Source organism: Colwellia asteriadis (genome assembly GCF_039523295.1).
Taxonomy (GTDB): Bacteria; Pseudomonadota; Gammaproteobacteria; order Enterobacterales; family Alteromonadaceae; genus Colwellia; species Colwellia asteriadis.
Window position 1 is genome coordinate 23,717 of the sequence record NZ_BAAAFA010000015.1, and the last position, 17,919, is coordinate 41,635.

The following is a 17,919-nucleotide window of genomic DNA, read 5'->3' on the forward strand; positions in this document are numbered from 1 at the left end:
TTTATCTCAAGTGAGGTGACACACAATATAAACTACATCGATTTAACATAAGCAGTAATATCCGTTATTTCTTGTTGAGTTTTGGCTAATAACTTATCAATAAAAGCCCTGTTTTGATTTAATACGGGGTCTATCAATAATTTTTGCCAGTCTTTACATAATTGCTGTAGGTTTGGTGCGGATAAAATACTACTGACAGATTGCAATATAACTATAGCTTGTTTAGCTCGCACTAAGTTGTTGCTCTTTAGCGCACGGTTGAGTTTAAGAGCTAACTGATTAATATTATTAACATATTCATTAATCATGAAAAATGCCAGCTCAGGTGAACCTTGATTTTTAATATATAGTTCCAGATTAACTTTTGGCTCTGTTAACTCTTTAACCGGTAATTCTGTCAATTGAGCTTGTCTATTTTGTAGTGAACTCTTTGTACTTTTATACTGATGAATGGCCTTATTGTTATCAACAGTTAATAGATCAACGTTACTTTCTGCTTTTTGCTCTATTGTTTTTTCCTCGGCTAACCAAGGTGACAATAAAGTCATTAACTGCTCAATTGAGACTGCATTTGATAACCTATCAACAATCCAATGGGAGAATATTACATCTTCATCTTTTATATAGGTTATATCTAGACCAAAAATACCTCGTTGTATTACTTCACTGCCACTAATGCAGTCATTTCCTTTATCAATAAAATGAATAAAAGGGGAAGTAGAAAACTCTGAGAATAGAATTGCGTAACAGCCACTTTGCCAATATTCTTTCTGTTGGGCTGCTTGTGCAACAAAAGTAACTTGTAATCCTAGTTGTTGTAATTGCTGCTGTAATTTCTGGTACTGTATTGGTGATTTTACGCCAATCAACACATCAATAGCTTTAGCCGCTAACGGTGTGTTGTTAGTTTGTGTCTTATCTAGAAGGTATTCAGTTAATTGTGCTGTCGTATTTTCACCTAAGTTACGATTTAACATGACCGCTAACGGTAAAGTGAAGCTTAATTGATAGCCTTTTTCAGTAAGAGCTGCGGTAATATTTTCACCATGCAAACACTTTAATAAAGCAATGAAGTAACTATTTAATTCGCTGCTAATATAGTGCTCTGACTTTTCCTGTAGCTCTTGCAAAAGTTTAGGTAATTTTCGCACCTCCTTACTAGAAAAAACTTGCCCCATAATAAGTACAGTCTGTTGACCATTATTTTGATCTTGTAGCTTAAATGAAACGTCTAACTGTCCAGCACTTAAATCATCACCTAATAACTGAACAAAAACTTGCAACATCTCCGTAAAAATATTTACATCAACTTTTACCTCAGGGCATATATTTCCATCAACATGTAATTTAAGTAAATTATTTTGTTTATTAATGGCTGCAGCCTGATTCAGTAACACAGCTTCTGTTGTTGAAATTATATTGATATCACTTAGCGTTAACCTCATACCTTCTGCTTGCATATAGCGATGGAAACTCGCTTGCTTTATCAAACGAACTAATTTTTTACTAAATTGATAACTCTGAAATAAATGCTGATTAGAGGTTATTTTTTGATGGCTAGAACTAACAAGTGTAATGCGCTCTAACAGTTTAAGTGCAAGATTATAAAATTGACCATAATTCTCTTTCTCAATAAGAGCATTCGTTTTCCGCTGAGATATTGCTGTCAACTCGGCTAACTCCTTTTCAGCGGCTAACTGCTCAGCTTTTAAAGTTAGAGCATCAACCTCAAGGTTATGCTGTTGCTCTCGCTCCTCAAAACCTAATGATTGATGTGTATCCTCTCGATTATATAACGTTAATTCGAGTGCTTGATATTGTCGTAAGTGTTGCTTTAAGTGACGAGATAACAACCAAAACAATAAGATAATTACACTTAAAAGTGCAGCAAAAACCATTGCCATATGCGTTATAAGCGCATGATTAATATCCCATGAATAATTTAGCTGGCGTTTCGAAATATTCTGCTCTGCTTTACTTGAGTTATCGTAAAGAATCCCCGTAAATACCAATACTTGCTTTTTCAACAGTTGGTTATAATCAACAATAGTCTGCAGATTTTCCTGCCAGTGGCTTACAATAGTCTCACTTTGATTATTAGTGTTTTTATCACTGACATAAAAAGCGTCATTAAATTGTGCTAACGCAGCTTCAATGTCTAGGTTAATCATAGGCGTAGAATACTCGTTAAGGCTATTAAATGACTCTTTAAGTTGCTTAAAAACTATAGGTGATGTTGCGATGTTTAATTTATTCAATAAAAACGAAAACTGACTAATTGTTTGTGAAAACTGTAACCATTTTGCTTGCTCTTCACTATCACTAACTTGTATTTGAGTATTCTCGACAGCAGTTTTAAGCGCTGCGACTTTAACTAATACTTCTTGTTTATGATTTTGCAGCCTATCAGCATTTGATTTCATATGACGAAGTGCGTTAAATGCAGCTTGTCGCTTGGTTTTCCAATCATGATAAATAGATTGATGGCTTGATTTAAGTAAAGATAATTTCTTATTAATTATCGCTAATTCCTTCTCTAGCAGAAGGTAACTATCTAAATTATCACTAGCGAGCATACTATTTGTTATACGTAATGCTGATAGCAATAGCTTTTGCTCGGAGAGTTTATTTTCTACTTGAGTTAAATCATCAGAAATAAGAACAATATCTTTCTTGTATTTAAAATAGTAAGCACCACCAGTCACAATAAAAAGACTACAAATAATTAACCCTATAGTGGCTAAATATAAAAATGAATATGGCTTAACTTTATCAATTAACGTTTGTTGAAGTGAAACACTACTCGATAAATTATTTACTGGCTGTTCTACCTGAATATCTTTCTTGTTCATATTATCATGGCTTATCATAGCTACGTTTTATTATCATTAATTCCTTTCCTGGTATTTTATACCATTGATTAAGGATAGGCATCCTTATCCAGTCATAGAGCAGGAGAATCGATTAAGTTAGCTAATTCTGATAGGTTTTTTTCCGAGAATACATGGATGCCGTGTTTTCTTAGTAACGTTGTTGTTACTCCCGCCCCTTCAACCTTAGATCCATTAAAAGAGCCATCATAAATTGTTGCACTACCGCATGAGGGACTAGACTCTTTCAATAGCGCAAAGCGAATATTAAACTGCTGACATAACGCCAACGCTCTTTGAGCACCTAAATAAAATGCTTCACTAACATCAGTCCCATCGCAGGTAAACACCTTGCCACTATTGCGATTTATTTCTGCAGGTGATCTTGGTACAGGCAACCCTCCTTCAACTTCTGGGCAAATAGCCATTAAGCGACCTTCTTGCTGCCATTGAGTAATCAATTGATTAGACAATGACTTTACTTCTCCGTTATATCGAACTTTTTTCCCTAAAAAGCATGCGCTAACCAATATTTTGTCTTGCATGAAACTCTCACTATTATCAATTATTTTAAGTACATTTGATCATTTTAATCAACAAGCTCAAAGCTTTTGACTAAGTCTGGTATTAACTCTGTACTTTGCTGATCTTCCCCTTCGATCCAACAAGATTGACTATAACAATCAAAATTCAAAATAAAATGACGCTTCTCCCAAGAAAAGCGAATATTTTCACGATCAGCGCCTTGTATTTTTTCTATTATCGTGAACTCAGCTAACTTCGAAAATACATCAGTAGATAAAGTTTCGATATCTTCTTGAAACCACTGTTTTTGATAGCTAAAGAGTAACTGGTTATCAAAAAGTTCAGCTTTTGTAATAATGAATGGGTTATTTTTTGACATACTAAATATTTCTACCAGCTATGAGGTTACGTTAACTATAACTATACCCTGTAATGTTTAAGTAACTATACAAAATTTTATTTAATCATGAAGGCTAATATAATCGAAATAAAAGCTTGATATTAATCAAGCCTTACTCACTTCTTCTCTAAAAAAAACACGACAAATTAGTTTATTTTTCATATACTCAAACTAGAAATATTCTTTTTATAACTAAGCCTGTCTTGCTCGTATTTTAGTTATAAATATTATTATTATTTGTCAAAAATATAAGAGAGTAATTACTATGAATAAACTTATGATTGCTGTTGCAACTACAGCACTATTATCAACATCAGCATTTGCTGGTGATGCAGCAGCCGGTAAAAGTAAAGCAGCAACATGCGCTGCTTGTCATGGCGCGGACGGTATTGCAGCAATTCCAATGTACCCAAACTTAGCAGGGCAAAAAGAAGCTTACCTAGTAAAACAATTAAAAGATTTTAAAGCGGGTACTCGTAAAGATCCTGTTATGGCTGGTATGGCTGCACCATTAAGCGATACTGATATTGCAGATCTTGCAGCATATTACTCAAGTTTAAAATAATATCTATTAGTATTATTTTAAACCAATAAAAAAGGCCTTTTAAGGCCTTTTTTATTTCACTATGTTAAACATAGATTATTTTATTAGAACTATTCGTTCAATTTACTTGCTTTTACGACGAGCCGTACCAGCTAAACCTAATAATGCTAAACCAAACATTGCTAAAGTTGTTGGTTCAGGAATAGTATTACCATTAGCTTCAAATGTACCATCATTGCCTTGAGCAGAAGCAGTATAGTGTATATCAGAGCCTTGGAATGCGCCATTAGTATCGAAGTTTCCAGCAGCTATACCGCCAGTCACATTCCAAAATATTTCTGCTGAACCACCACCAGCTACAGAGCCATCTAGGGTCATGGTGCTATTACCAAATTGAGGCATCGCTGAAAGCGTTAACCATTCAACTCCGTCATTATAAGTATTTAATTGACCATTACTAACACCATTAGTATCAACAAATACTTTCGCCCAACCGCCAGTGAATAATGGGCCAACAACACCATTTTTTAGAGGGTTAGGACCAATACCAGCTAGTGTGAAGCCACCGAACTCTAATGTTAATGAGCAACCAACACAAAAATCACCTGCTCCTTGAGAAGAAGCGCCATTAAATAGATTAAATTCACCAAAACCACTTAGTATATCGCCATTTACCGCAAGAGCATTACTTACATAGTTACCCAAGCTATCTTGAAATGACTGAAAGAACTCGCCCTTACCTAGAAAATCAGCGGTATTAAATGGGTTAGGAGCACCATTGTTATAATCTGGGTCCCAAGTTACACCACCAACATTGATTACTGATGCTGAAGCGCTGGCGCTTGCTAGCATGATCGCTGAGGCTGCAATAATTTTTTTAAATTTATTCATTGTTTTTTACCCTTTATATATTCCGTTATAATCCAGTAAAACTAACATCTTAATAGTAACTGCCTATATTAGCGTATGGCTAATAGTATAAATAATTAGCAATTATCAGACCATAAGCAATAAAATCTTATAAAACATACAGCTAATTAATTCTGGTATAAGGTGAGTTTTATTTTTGTAAAAAATCTTGACAGGTCATTAATTAACCTAAAAAGTGATGAATTGGATATTAATTAACAGAAAAAATAAAAAAGCGACTATATAATAGTCGCTTATAAAAACATCAATTACTTTTTGGTTTAACTAAACCAGAAATGAGCCTTGTATTAAAGTTGCGTAGATAACATCAATTTTCTTTTTTCTTGTTGTTTGGTTTTTACTACCACGGTATCAAGTACTTCTTCCGCTTTATTTGGGTGACCATTAGCCATCAATATTTCAACATAATTAAGGGCTATATCAGCATCTTTTCCTTGAGCAAGCTCCATGGCTTGACCTGAAAATTTTAATGCTGCTGCTTTATCGCCAGACTTTAACAACGCTTGTCCATAAGTATCTGCAACATTAGGAACATTCGGAGCTAAATCGAACGCAGTTTTTGCATGCTTAAGCCCTTGCTCGACATTCCCTTTTTCTAAGTATAGCCAAGCCAAGTTATTATTGATAATAACGTCTTTAGGTTGCTGCTGTACAATATCCGCATAATAACTGATTGCTTTTTCCTTGCTACTTTCGTTTTCAAGGTAAAGCCCTGCCAATGTTGCTTTAACACGTATATCATCAGGATTAGCAGCTAAATAATCTTCCAATAATGAGAGAGCCTTCTCTCCCTCATTATTGCTAATATAGGCACCTGCTAAATAAAAAGCATTCTGTGTATTACTATACGCTTTATAAAAGCTCTCTAGCTTAGGCACTGCTTGAACAAAATTCTTCTCAAGTAAGAAAATACGTCCTTGCATGCCATCTTTTAAATTAGCATCAATATCTTTAACGGCTAAGACTTTATACTGTTCTTTTGCTTCTAATAACTTGTTAGCGTTAAGTAATAACTGCATATTTACTAACTGTAAGATTAAATTATCTTGATGTTGCTCTAAACCTCGTTTTACAGTGATTAGAGCACGATCATAGTTTCGTTGTTTAGCATATAAATCAGCCAATAAAACAACAGGCTCTAAATGGTAAGGGTTAGCTTGCTGCCATTTTTCAAGCGCTACTAGCATTTGGTCTAAGTCTTGCTGTTGCTTTGCAATTAAAACCACCAACTGCCAGTATCGTTTAGGTAAATTCTTTTGATTTTCAATGGTATTTAATACAGATTCTGCTTCTTTATCTTTACCTAAACTTAAGTAGGCTTCGGCTAGTAAAGTGACTTTATTGATGTCTTCACTATCCAGTTTATAAGCTGCGATTAGCTTTTCTAAAGCAGCGTCATTACGGTAAGCTGAAAAATATAACTTCAATACATGCGTGTTAGCTGGGTAAACGGTAATGATATAATCTGCTCGGCTATGACTTAACTCTTCATTGTTTTGCTGACGTGCAATACGTAGCTGTTGTGTTAAGGCAAATAAATTATCGGGCTCTAATTGTAAGCTCTGCTCTAACAACCTTTCAGCTTCATCATATTGCTCTTGTTGAATCGCAATACTAGCCATTAAGTTGCTACCACCCGCTTTTTCTGGGTATTTTTCTTGCCATGATGTGGCAATCGACTTGGCTTGGTCAATATCACCTGATTGTAGCGCTGCAAACGCTAAAGCCAACTCTGCTTCAACCAGCTCAGGATCAAGTTTGACAGCATCTTTCAAGTCATCGATTCCCGAAGGGTCGTTCATCATTAATTTTAAAATACCTTGGCGAGCGTTAACCTCGGCATTATCTGAGTTAAGGCTTTCACTTTGTACAACAAGTTTTTTTGCCTCATTAACGGCGCCTAACTCTAATAGCTTAAAGCTTACCGAAGCTAAAAAATCAGCATTGGCTGCTGGGCTATCAACATCTGTAAAACCATCCAGTGTATCGCTAATATCACTCACTAACCCAAGCTCTAATTGGCTCACTGCCAACATTCTGTTTGCTAAATGATCTTTTGGCAAATACTTAACCACACTACGTAAATGATAAGTCGCTTGCTCCCAGTTTTTTAAGTAAAAAGCACTAGCCCCCGCAACCAATTTTAAGTTCATTTGGTTAAAGTCTGCAGCAAGAGCTGACTCCGCATGTTCACTAGATTTTGCGAAATCCTTATCCTCAAACTTTACCATTGCTTTGATATAATGAGCAAAAGGCTGTGTACTAATACTCGCTAAAATAGCATCTGCATATTTTTCTGCCTCAACATATTTTTCAGCCTTTAATAGTGAATCCGCTAATAGCAATTTTATAATGCCTGAGCGAGGTTGTAAGGCTAAGTACTGTTCATAACTATCACTGGCTTGTTTATAGTCTTTCATTACTGTTGCAATTTGACCTTGCAGCATTAATGCATCAACTTGTTTGCTATCAATTGCTAAAACTCGGTCGACAAGCGTTTTCGCTTCTTCATTATTGTTTTCAGATAACTGTAAATAGGCATTAGCTAGCATGCTATACATACTTTGCGCTGCAATGTTTTGCGCTGTTGTGACACTCTCTTTAGCGAGTTCAGTATTTTCTAAGCGTAATGCGGATAATGTTTGATACGCTAAGTAATGACTTTGTTGTTCACTAGCAAGCTGTGTAGCCGCTTCACTTAAGGCAATTACGTCATTGTCGCTTTCTGTTAACAGATAAGCTCGAGCTAAAAGAGGAATAAGGTGTTTATTATTAGAGCCAAGCTTTTTAGATCGCTCAAGCTCTTTTACCGCAGCAGGACCATCACCTAATTGTAAATAAATTTCACCTAATAAAAAGCGGGCTTGAGCGTTTTTACTATCTAAACGGATAGCATTTTTTAGAGAAATAATCGATTCATTAACTTGATTGGCATCAATATACGTTTTAGCGCTATTAATATGCGATTCAACCGTTTCTTTTTCACCACAGGCGCTCAACGCCAACATAATGCTTACACAAAGTGTAGTTTTAATTAATCTCATTTTATTATCCTTTATTATCGATTATTCTTCTTACTGGCTCGTTTTTAATTCTGTCGCTATGAATTCTAAACATACTAATTAGAACAAAGCCCATCAACTGTGAAGCAAATGGGCTTTTGAGTTAAGCTCGCGTATTAAGTAACGGGCTAGCTAACGATAGATTAGCGTAACACTCATGGTCTGTGACCAAAATGAGCACGTCAGCCCAGCTATCTATTTCGTTTAATGTTTCTAAACGCGCACATTGCCAACTAGGTACAAACGGGTCATGGTAGCTAACGGTCACGCCAGCTTTAAGAAAGTGCTCTAAAATTGCATCTGCTGGTGATTCACGACAATCGTCAACATTAGCCTTATAAGCGACGCCTAAAATTCCAACTTTCTTACCTTTAAGATCGCCACTACCCAGTAAATTTAATGCCTGTTGAGCAACAATACTTGGACGAGTATCGTTAATAGAACGTGCCAAACGCACAAACTCACCCGCTTTGGTATTTTCAACTAAGAACCATGGATCAATTGGAATACAGTGACCGCCAACTCCAGGTCCTGGTGTTAATACATTCACTCGAGGATGGCGATTAGCTAAACGAATCACTTCATAGACATCAACTTCAAGTTCCTGACATATTTCAGATAACTCATTCGCAAAAGCAATACCGACATCACGCGATGTATTTTCAACAAGCTTGATACATTCTGCTGTGGTTAAGTCTGTTAAGAATACTTCTCCTTTAACAAAACTTTGATAAATCGCTTTAACTTTTAGCTGTGCTAATTCGTTTGTTGCACCGATAATGCGGTCGTTGTGCACTAACTCATATAAAGTTTGACCAGGAATAGCGCGCTCAGGACAATGCACTACATTAATATCTAAACCTGCATCGGCGAAACGCTGCGCAACCGCTAAACTGGTTTGTGGTGAAATGGTTGACTCAACAATAACGGTTTGACCATTTTGAGCGACTTTAGCAATAGCATCTGCAGCACTAAAAACATAACTTCTATCACAGCTGTTATTTTTATGTGGCGTTGGTACCGCGACTAAATAAGTTTCGCTTGATGGAATTTCAGTGCTCGCCTTTAAGAAGCCTTGAGAAACCACTTTATTAATAAGCTCAGGTAAACCTGCTTCGTCAAATGGACATTGGGCATTATTAATCGCAGCAACTTTTTCACTGTTCAAATCAACACCGGTAACACTGTAACCCGCTTCGGCTAATAAACTTGCGATAGGTAAACCCATATAGCCCATACCAATAACGCTTAATGTTTCATTTTTAGCGACAATGTCTTGATCTAAGGTATTAGGCGTATTATTAGTAATAATATCTAAAATCAATTCAGCAACATGACCATCACCAAATGGATTTTTCCAGTTAAAGCTTTCGCCTGACGCTTCAGCTGATAACCATTTGTCTGCTGCGGCTAATGCTTTATCTGCATTTCTACCCACTAAAACGTTAGCACCAACCTCAATAGACTCTGGGCGTTCAGTATTGTCACGTAAGGTAATACAAGGAACACCTAATAGACAGGCTTCTTCTTGAATACCGCCTGAGTCAGTTAAAATAAGCTGAGCGTGTTTTTGTAATTGAATAAAATCTAAATAGCCAATTGGCGGAATGAGTTTTAAGTAGCTTGGCAATTCAATGTCAAACTCTTTTAATTTTGCTTGAGTTCGCGGATGAATAGGCCAAACAATTGTTTGGCTATATTTAGCATGCAACTTATCGAATAACGCTAGTAGTTCTAATAAATTCGCTGAAACATCAACATTAGAAGCGCGATGCGCGGTAACAAGGAAGAAAGCTTTAGAACTAACACCTAAGTCCGCAAGAATTGTACTGGTGTTGGCTGAAATTTCTAAATGTTGAAAAAGAGAATCTGATACGGTATTACCAACGGTAAATATTTTATCGCTTTCTAAACCTTCTTTAGCCAAAATAGCATGTTGATTAGGACCAACAGCGAATAAATACTCACTCATGTGATCCGTTAAAATACGGTTAGTTTCTTCAGGCATACTGCGGTCATAACTACGTAAGCCTGCTTCAATATGTCCTACTTTAATATCTAACTTTGATGCCGCTAAAGCGCCAGCAAGAACTGTATTGGTATCGCCTTGCACTAACACAATATCAGGCTTTTCTTGCAATAATATAGGTTCCATTTTAATTAAAATATTACCTGTTTGATTGCTATGTAAGCCAGAGCCAACACCTAAATTATAATCAGGTGCCGGTAATTCTAATTCTTTAAAGAAGATGCTATCCATTTCTTGAGAGTAATGTTGATTCGAGTGAATAATAAAGTGGGCAATACCTCGTTTTTTACATTCACGAATTACGGGAGCCATTTTGATTATTTCGGGGCGAGTGCCAACGATAATCCCTATTTTCATTTTACGTCCTTAAAGGTGTCGAATTGTAGTTAATGCTATATATATGCTCAATTGTAAAACAATTTTGCAATGATGTAATTTATTTAATGTATTTTTAACTATTTTAACGATTTAATAGCATTCAAGGTTTCCGTGATTAGTCGATCCTTACATTTTACCTCTGAAAATGTATGGTTCGCTTGAGCTATTGTATGAATTTTAATATTTTCTTGTTTGCTAATTGTTCGCCATAAAGTGTTTTCAACCATTAACAGCTTAAATTCTTCTGCGGTTAAATCACATTCACTCAATAAAACGGTTACGTTTCCAGCAAAATGACGTAAGCCTATATACATATTATCAACAAAGCTTCCTGCTACAGGACTCGTTTTGCTCTGCTGTTGAAAAGTACGAATATCGCTCAAGGCTTTAGTCGGCTTTACATTCCCACGTATTAACTTTCCCCAGAAACTTTTACTTAGCAAACGCTTAACATAATACGATTTCAAATATGTCTTGGCTTGGGTCGATGCTTGCCTCACCCAAGGGTTTACCAGTACTAAACCACTAACGGTATTTTGTTTATTTTCGGCTAAATGCAATAAAATCGCCGAAGCGGCATCACATAAACCCCATAAATATATTTCTGTTAACTGCGGTTGTTGTTGACGAAATAAAGCAAGCGCGGCAGCAATATCATCTTGAATATCGGTAAATTGACTAATAGCACCTTCACTATCCCCTGCGCCGCTATAATCGAATCGTAAAGCATAATAACCTTGTTCAGCTAAAGCACGAGCCAGTTGTACAAATAAACGATGACTACCTACTCGAGTTTGCGGCCCACCAACAACAATAAGTACACCTTGGGTACTTTTTTGATTAAGTTTATCTGGGCTGTGCTCAATAGCGACAAGTTGCTTTTCTTTGCAGGTAAAAATCAGAGGCGTTTCTAACATGATCCCCCCTGCTCAGTTGAACCGGCTTCTTTGAGTAAATTACGCAAGGTTTGCTCTTCAAAGGAGAGCATTTTTTCTGATAAGGTCAACTCTGTGCTTTGCCAAAACTTTACATCGTTAATAGCTGAAACAGTTAATGAGCTATCTGAGCTTTTAGTTGAAAATAGCTGCTGCTGTTTAGCTCGCGCCATAGGTAATTGATCGCTATCACTCCATTCTAGCCAATGACAGTGTTTATCAATACTTTCATATTGCGTTAAAGTTTGCTGGCTTAACTCGTCGAGTAATGATGGTTGCATCACGTAACCCGCAATTTCAATCTCGGTTGAGTTTTGCTCAATATTATTGGTTTTGGTTAAATTACTCGCTAATGCTAAGCGTTTGAATTGTTGAACAAAGCGCTTACCATTAAATTCAGGTTGCGCTAATAACAAGCCATCAATCAACGCGATTATATCGCTATTCAAAACTAACGCTGAGGATAGCAAACAAGAAAGGTAAATAGGTTTAGAGCTGGGGTTAGCATTGAAAGATGCATCTTGCGCCATTTTTGCTTTAATCGCGTTAATTTGCGCAATAAGGTCTTGCTGCCAAAGAGAAAGGCTGGCTTGCGATAATTCACCGCCACTATCACCACAGCCGTAGTGATCGTAAATAAGACTTTCAACACCTAATTGATAGGCGTTCAACGCTAATCTTGTCTGCATATGACGAGTCTGATTAGCTTGCTCAAATAATGGCGTAACATAAATAATGTATGCACAAATATTTTCAGGGCTGCGTTTCAATTGAAATAACGGTCCAGCATTACCTGAATAGAATTCAGCTGTCATATTAATCATCATATCAAGCCCACGAAAAATCGTGATAATTAACCATCAATATTGTCATAAATCAATTGGCTCAAGCTGGCGACTGATTCAAAATTTTCAGCGCTAATATCATCGTCATCTAATACCACATCAAATTGCTCTTCTATTTCTCCAATTAAGGTTACTATCACCATAGAGTCAAATTCGGCGATGGCTCCAAATAGTTCAGTCTGCTCATGCCAAAAGCTCTTTTCATAGCTTGGAATAATGCCGCTGAGCAGCGTAATAAGCTGTTGTGATATTTGTGATAGGTTCATGTTTTTCCTGCTTACTCCATTGACAATAACTATGAAAATTAACGTAAAAATTAAAATAAGTGCGCTATTGCTCGTTGTTTTTACTAAACCATAAATTTTTATAATACGGTAAGGTAATATAACGAAACGAGGCTATTTTTCCTAAAAAGCGTTGTTGATTAAAAATTTGATAACTAACACGCTGCCGCTGTTTTGCTAACCAATCTTTTTTATAAGGCTCACTGCCCATACCAAACTCAATACAGGTGACTTTATCATACTCAAGTACGTGCTCTGACAGTGCCATTGATAAAATAGAGCCCACTGAAAAATTTTTATATTGCTGGTCATAAGCCAACTTGAAAATTGATGCTGTGCCTGATTGTAAAAACCATAACTGCGCCGCAGCAGGTTTGTTATCAACGTATAACAAACCAAAACGCAATTTATTTCCTGCTATGGCCGCGCGACAAACTTGTTCAATAAACGCAAAGCTGAACTCTTCGCCTTTCCAACTTTGCTGATAAATACTTTTATAGCCCTCAAAGGCAGTAATAAAATCATCGAGAGTATTAATAATGCGGATATTATATGGGTGTGCAGCCGCTAGTTTTTTACGACGTCGTTTAACGGTATTACGCAATTGGCTAGGTAATTGTTGATAATAACTATTAAAGTCAACCAAGTTATCTTGATAGAAATTAGCCGTTTCATTAAATAGCTTACAAGCTTTGAAGTACTTAGTTAGCGCATAAGGTAGATTAGTATTTTCAGCAAAGCCACCAAGATTCATACTGTGCCAAGTAGTATTTTTATCTATATATTTTAATAAACTAGATAGATGAGCCTTACCGTCGTCACTTGTATAATACGGCTCAGCGATTGCAGAATAAAAACTACTGAGTGAATGTAGCTGTAACTTATTATGCTTACCGCGATGAATTAACGGCCAAGCGATCAATAACTGAAGCGCTGTTTCATCATTTGAGTAAAGGCAATGCACCACTAATTTATCATTAGTGGCCATCATAAAATCACGCGTTGCCGTTAACCATGGCAGTGTTAATTCAAATAATTTAACAGTAGGAAGCTGCTCTCGATAACGACTGACAAAGTCATCGAAGGTCAATGTTTGATACGATATATGACAACTAGCTTCCATGTTAGTCATTTAGCCTAATTTACTCAGCAAGTAATAGAGCGAGTATTTGCTCTGTTTTGGCTTGCATTAGCGCTTCATCACCTTTACTTTCTACATTTAACCTCACGACTGGCTCGGTATTACTACTACGTAAATTAAAGCGCCAGTCACCAAATTCCATGCTAATACCATCAGTCTCATCAATCACCTGCGCTTGCTGTTGGTAATGATTAAAAACACGTGCAATAGCCGCTTTGGGATCTGCTATTTTATTATTAATTTCACCTGATGATGGATAAGCAGCAATACGAGCTTTCACTAAAGAAGATAAGGGTTGTTTACGTAAACACACTAACTCTGCAATCAGTAACCACGGGATCATACCGCTATCACAATAGAAAAAATCTCTAAAATAATGATGCGCACTCATTTCACCGCCATATACAGCATCTTCACTGCGCATACGCTCTTTAATAAAAGCATGACCCGTTTTACTTTGAATGGCTTGGCCGCCCGATTGTTCAACAATATCAATGGTATTCCACGTTAATCTTGGGTCGTGAATAATTTTATCTTTGCTGACGCTGGTCGCTGATTTTTTCGCTAAAAAGTTTTCTGCTAACAAACCAACTATATAATAGCCTTCAATAAATTCGCCCTGTTCATCAAATAAGAAACAGCGATCAAAGTCACCATCCCACGCTATGCCCATATCAGCGCCGTGTTTTATAACGGCATCAGCTGTCGCACTACGGTTTTCAACTAATAGCGGATTAGGAATACCATTAGGGAAATTACCGTCAGGTTCATGGTTAACTTTAATAAATTCCACTGGCAGGTTTAATAAGTTAAAAGCCGCTTCAATCGCGTCAAGTGCAGGACCTGCTGCGCCATTGCCCGCGTTAACCACTAACTTTAATGGCGTAATATTTTTTGTATCAATATAACTAAGTAGATGCTCAGTATAGGCAGCGCTAATATCATGAGTACTTAATTTTCCAGTAGCGGTAACTTCCTCAAAAACATTACTTTCAGCTAAGGCTTGAATATCAAATAACCCCGTATCACCACTAATAGGTTTTGAGTTCTCCCTGACCAACTTCATACCGTTGTAGTCAATAGGGTTATGGCTTGCAGTAACCACTATGCCGCCATCGCACTGTAAGTGACTAGTCGCAAAATAAATATGTTCAGTGCCCGCTAAACCTAAGTCAATAACATCACTACCACCCGCCATTAAACCTTGCGCTAGCGCTTGTTTTAACTCATTACTGGTTAAGCGAATATCGCCACCAACAACCACTTTTTTTGCTTTAGTATGCTGAGCAAAAGCACGGCCGACGCGATAAGCAACATCAACGTTTAATTCTGTGCCTAATTTGCCACGAATATCGTACGCTTTAAAACAAGTGATTTTACTCGGGGTATTATTAGCAGCGGCATTAGTTAATGAGGTCATTAAGCAAACTCGTCCTTAGTTATGTTATTGAAATTTAGTGGTGTGATTAAAAGATGGTTGCGGTGATATTAATCTACTGAATGATTATTTTCAGTAATCTTAGCTTCCAACTCAGTAAATTTAGCTTCAAGTTCACTTAACTTAGCACGTGTTTTAATAAGTACTTGTGTTTGTACATCAAACTCTTCACGGGTAACAACATCTAATTGTGCTAATTTACTTTGCAATACTGTTTTAGCTTTATCTTCAAACTCATTCGCCATGCTTTTTAAGCCTGGAGGAATAGACTCTGAAACTTGTTTTGCAATTTCTTCAATTTTTTTAGCGTTGATCATTATTTTTCCTACATGAGTACTTTGTGAACTTTTTGCTCTTAGCTGCATTGTAACTGTTTTGCCGCCAAGGAAAAACAGGTAAAATTAACCCGAGACAATTTTTCTATTGAGTAGCTATGAAACTTAACCCCGGACAAAATGAAGCAGTTAAATATATCAGCGGACCTTGCTTAGTGCTGGCAGGCGCTGGCTCAGGTAAAACTGGGGTTATTTGTCAGAAAATAGCGTATTTAATTCAAAAATGTGGTTATAAAGCACGAAATATTGCTGCGGTAACTTTTACCAATAAAGCCGCTCGAGAAATGAAAGAGCGTATTCAAAAAATGCTCGGCCGTGAATTAACACGTGGTTTAACGGTATCAACCTTCCACTCATTAGGCCTTGATATTGTACGCCGTGAAATAAAAACCTTAGGTTACAAACCCGGTTTTACCTTATTTGATGACCAAGATACCCTCGCCTTATTAAAAGAATTAACCATTGATGAACTTGATGGTGATAAAGACCTACTCAGTAAATTGCAAAGTATGATTTCCAACTGGAAAAACGACTTACTATTGCCCGATGCTGCTATAAAAAGAGCTAACGGTGCCGATGAGGTTGAAAATGCTGAATTTTATCAGCGCTACTACAAGCATATGATTGCCTATAACGCACTCGACTTTGATGACTTAATTCTTATTCCCACGTTATTACTCAAAAACTATCCTGAGGTTAGAGCGCGTTGGCAGCAAAAAATTCAATACTTATTAGTGGACGAATACCAAGATACTAACGCTAGTCAATATGAATTAGTTCGCCATATTGCTGGTGAACGTGCGCGTTTAACCGTAGTAGGCGACGACGATCAGTCAATCTATTCGTGGCGTGGTGCAAAACCAGAAAATTTAGTTTTACTGGGTAAAGATTTTCCTAATTTAAAGCTGATCAAATTAGAACAAAACTACCGCTCAAGTGGTCGTATTTTAAAATGCGCTAACGTGCTCATTGCTAATAACCCGCATGTTTATGATAAAGCTTTATTTAGTGAGCTTGCTTACGGTGTTGAGCTAAGAGTGGTGCAGGCCAAAAATGAAGAAAACGAAATAGAGCGTGTTATTGGTGAGTTGATTGGTCACCGCTTTATGAACCGCAGTCAATATAAAGATTACGCAGTGTTATATCGTGGCAACCACCAATCTCGCTTACTTGAAAAAGCACTGATGCAAAACAGAATTCCATACAAAATCAGTGGTGGCACATCATTTTTCTCTCGTTCAGAAGTAAAAGATGTAATGGCGTATTTACGCGTATTGGTAAACCCTGACGATGATAATGCCTTTTTACGTATTGTTAATGTCCCCAAACGCGAATTAGGTCCGGCAACATTAGAAAAACTCGGTACTTATGCCAATATGCGTCAAATTAGTATGTTTGCCGCAAGTTTTGAACTTGGCTTAGAACAAACGCTTTCAGGTCGTGGACTAATGAAGCTACAGGCTTTTACTCAATGGCTAGTAGAAACCGGTGATAACGCAATGCGTGGCGACACCGCTGCTGTTTTACGCTCAATGATTCGTGAAATCAATTACGAAGACTTTTTATACGACACCTCACCAAGCGCTAAAGCTGCAGAAATGCGCATGAAAAACATCACTGAGCTATTCAGCTGGGTCACACAAATGCTAGAAGGCAATGAAGATGACGAGCCGATGACCTTGCCTGAAATTGTCACTCGCTTAACCTTACGCGATATGATGGAGCGCAATGAAGAAGAAGACAGCAGTGATCAAGTACAATTAATGACACTGCATGCTTCTAAAGGTTTAGAGTTTCCGTATGTATTCCTTATTGGCATGGAAGAAGGTTTATTACCCCATCAAACAAGTATTGATGAGGGCTCGGTTGAAGAAGAGCGTCGCCTCGCTTACGTTGGTATTACTCGCGCTCAACGTGAGTTAATATTCACTTATGCGAGAGAGCGCCGTCAATTTGGTGAAGTAGCTAGAACCGAAGCCAGTCGCTTTTTACATGAACTACCGCAAGATGATTTAAACTGGGAATTAGGTCAAGTGAAGAAGAAAACCGAAGCGCATGTTGAACAATCGAATAAACAAGGTGTGGCTAACTTACGGTCTCTGTTTAAAAAATAGTACAATGTTGCCAATAGTCGAAATGAGGTAGGCTACTAACTCATAGTACTAAGTTGGATTAGGCTGATTCTCGTAATTTAAGACATTGC

The 17,919-nt window shown here is 37.1% G+C and carries 14 protein-coding genes; 2 read left to right on the top strand and 12 right to left on the bottom strand.

Annotated features, from left to right (window positions below; genetic code table 11):
• Positions 1 to 32 precede the first annotated feature (32 nt).
• The 3 genes from ABD005_RS17415 to ABD005_RS17425 all read right to left on the bottom strand — a co-directional run bounded on the left by ABD005_RS17415 (position 33) and on the right by ABD005_RS17425 (position 3,774).
• The gene (locus ABD005_RS17415; protein ID WP_343818999.1) at positions 33 to 2,852 is read right to left on the bottom strand and encodes a hypothetical protein; all 2,820 of its coding nucleotides are present in this window, start codon (positions 2,850 to 2,852) and stop codon (positions 33 to 35) included.
• A 92-nt stretch (positions 2,853 to 2,944) separates the two neighbouring features.
• Positions 2,945 to 3,415 carry a 2-thiouracil desulfurase family protein gene (locus tag ABD005_RS17420; protein WP_343819001.1) on the bottom strand — a complete coding sequence of 157 codons (471 nt, stop codon included), beginning with the start codon at positions 3,413 to 3,415 and terminating at the stop codon, positions 2,945 to 2,947.
• Positions 3,416 to 3,459: 44 nt separating this feature from the next.
• Positions 3,460 to 3,774 (bottom strand): DUF3630 family protein, encoded by a 315-nt coding sequence (locus ABD005_RS17425; protein WP_343819003.1) that lies wholly within the window; start codon positions 3,772 to 3,774, stop codon positions 3,460 to 3,462.
• Between the two features lie 286 nt (positions 3,775 to 4,060).
• Between ABD005_RS17425 and ABD005_RS17430 the strand changes: the two genes are divergently transcribed.
• The gene (locus ABD005_RS17430; protein WP_215981610.1) at positions 4,061 to 4,360 is read left to right on the top strand and encodes a c-type cytochrome; all 300 of its coding nucleotides are present in this window, start codon (positions 4,061 to 4,063) and stop codon (positions 4,358 to 4,360) included.
• 102 nt (positions 4,361 to 4,462) lie between these two features.
• Here ABD005_RS17430 and ABD005_RS17435 read toward each other — a convergent pair whose 3' ends face one another.
• The 9 genes from ABD005_RS17435 to ubiK all read right to left on the bottom strand — a co-directional run bounded on the left by ABD005_RS17435 (position 4,463) and on the right by ubiK (position 15,698).
• Positions 4,463 to 5,230, bottom strand: a complete 768-nt coding sequence (locus tag ABD005_RS17435) for a PEP-CTERM sorting domain-containing protein (RefSeq protein WP_343819004.1) — start codon at positions 5,228 to 5,230, stop codon at positions 4,463 to 4,465.
• A 326-nt stretch (positions 5,231 to 5,556) separates the two neighbouring features.
• On the bottom strand, positions 5,557 to 8,313 hold the full coding sequence (prsT, locus tag ABD005_RS17440; RefSeq protein WP_343819006.1) for an XrtA/PEP-CTERM system TPR-repeat protein PrsT: 2,757 nt from the start codon (positions 8,311 to 8,313) through the stop codon (positions 5,557 to 5,559).
• Positions 8,314 to 8,434: 121 nt separating this feature from the next.
• Positions 8,435 to 10,717, bottom strand: coding sequence for a non-hydrolyzing UDP-N-acetylglucosamine 2-epimerase (wecB, locus tag ABD005_RS17445; RefSeq protein WP_343819008.1), 2,283 nt, complete (start codon positions 10,715 to 10,717; stop codon positions 8,435 to 8,437).
• A gap of 98 nt (positions 10,718 to 10,815) precedes the next feature.
• Positions 10,816 to 11,655: a hydrolase 1, exosortase A system-associated gene (locus ABD005_RS17450; protein WP_343819009.1), complete on the bottom strand. Its 840-nt coding sequence runs from the start codon at positions 11,653 to 11,655 to the stop codon at positions 10,816 to 10,818.
• Complete coding sequence (locus ABD005_RS17455) at positions 11,649 to 12,500, bottom strand: alpha/beta hydrolase family protein (RefSeq protein WP_343819011.1); 852 nt, start codon at positions 12,498 to 12,500, stop codon at positions 11,649 to 11,651. Before ABD005_RS17455 ends, ABD005_RS17450 begins: the two co-directional genes overlap by 7 nt.
• Before the next feature lie 26 nt (positions 12,501 to 12,526).
• A complete protein-coding gene (locus ABD005_RS17460; RefSeq protein ID WP_215981616.1) occupies positions 12,527 to 12,784 on the bottom strand; it encodes an acyl carrier protein in 258 nt (85 codons plus the stop codon).
• Between the two features lie 64 nt (positions 12,785 to 12,848).
• A complete protein-coding gene (locus ABD005_RS17465) occupies positions 12,849 to 13,934 on the bottom strand; it encodes a GNAT family N-acetyltransferase (RefSeq protein ID WP_343819012.1) in 1,086 nt (361 codons plus the stop codon).
• 10 nt (positions 13,935 to 13,944) lie between these two features.
• Positions 13,945 to 15,363: a phosphohexomutase domain-containing protein gene (locus ABD005_RS17470; RefSeq protein WP_343819013.1), complete on the bottom strand. Its 1,419-nt coding sequence runs from the start codon at positions 15,361 to 15,363 to the stop codon at positions 13,945 to 13,947.
• A gap of 68 nt (positions 15,364 to 15,431) precedes the next feature.
• Positions 15,432 to 15,698 carry a ubiquinone biosynthesis accessory factor UbiK gene (gene ubiK / locus ABD005_RS17475; RefSeq protein ID WP_343819015.1) on the bottom strand — a complete coding sequence of 89 codons (267 nt, stop codon included), beginning with the start codon at positions 15,696 to 15,698 and terminating at the stop codon, positions 15,432 to 15,434.
• Between the two features lie 116 nt (positions 15,699 to 15,814).
• Here ubiK and rep point away from each other — a divergent pair, with 116 nt between their 5' ends.
• Positions 15,815 to 17,830 carry a DNA helicase Rep gene (rep, locus tag ABD005_RS17480; protein WP_215981620.1) on the top strand — a complete coding sequence of 672 codons (2,016 nt, stop codon included), beginning with the start codon at positions 15,815 to 15,817 and terminating at the stop codon, positions 17,828 to 17,830.
• Positions 17,831 to 17,919 lie beyond the last annotated feature (89 nt).

Bases quoted from the DNA above. Each gene is read 5' to 3' on its own strand.
- wecB (WP_343819008.1), bottom strand. From the start codon at position 10,717: ATGAAAATAGGGATTATCGTTGGCACTCGCCCCGAAATAATCAAAATG.
- ABD005_RS17420 (WP_343819001.1), bottom strand. From the start codon at position 3,415: ATGCAAGACAAAATATTGGTTAGCGCATGCTTTTTAGGGAAAAAAGTT.
- ABD005_RS17465 (WP_343819012.1), bottom strand. From the start codon at position 13,934: ATGACTAACATGGAAGCTAGTTGTCATATATCGTATCAAACATTGACC.
- ABD005_RS17450 (WP_343819009.1), bottom strand. From the start codon at position 11,655: ATGTTAGAAACGCCTCTGATTTTTACCTGCAAAGAAAAGCAACTTGTC.
- ABD005_RS17460 (WP_215981616.1), bottom strand. From the start codon at position 12,784: ATGAACCTATCACAAATATCACAACAGCTTATTACGCTGCTCAGCGGC.
- ubiK (WP_343819015.1), bottom strand. From the start codon at position 15,698: ATGATCAACGCTAAAAAAATTGAAGAAATTGCAAAACAAGTTTCAGAG.
- ABD005_RS17415 (WP_343818999.1), bottom strand. From the start codon at position 2,852: ATGAACAAGAAAGATATTCAGGTAGAACAGCCAGTAAATAATTTATCG.
- ABD005_RS17430 (WP_215981610.1), top strand. From the start codon at position 4,061: ATGAATAAACTTATGATTGCTGTTGCAACTACAGCACTATTATCAACA.
- rep (WP_215981620.1), top strand. From the start codon at position 15,815: ATGAAACTTAACCCCGGACAAAATGAAGCAGTTAAATATATCAGCGGA.
- ABD005_RS17425 (WP_343819003.1), bottom strand. From the start codon at position 3,774: ATGTCAAAAAATAACCCATTCATTATTACAAAAGCTGAACTTTTTGAT.
- prsT (WP_343819006.1), bottom strand. From the start codon at position 8,313: ATGAGATTAATTAAAACTACACTTTGTGTAAGCATTATGTTGGCGTTG.
- ABD005_RS17435 (WP_343819004.1), bottom strand. From the start codon at position 5,230: ATGAATAAATTTAAAAAAATTATTGCAGCCTCAGCGATCATGCTAGCA.
- ABD005_RS17470 (WP_343819013.1), bottom strand. From the start codon at position 15,363: ATGACCTCATTAACTAATGCCGCTGCTAATAATACCCCGAGTAAAATC.
- ABD005_RS17455 (WP_343819011.1), bottom strand. From the start codon at position 12,500: ATGATGATTAATATGACAGCTGAATTCTATTCAGGTAATGCTGGACCG.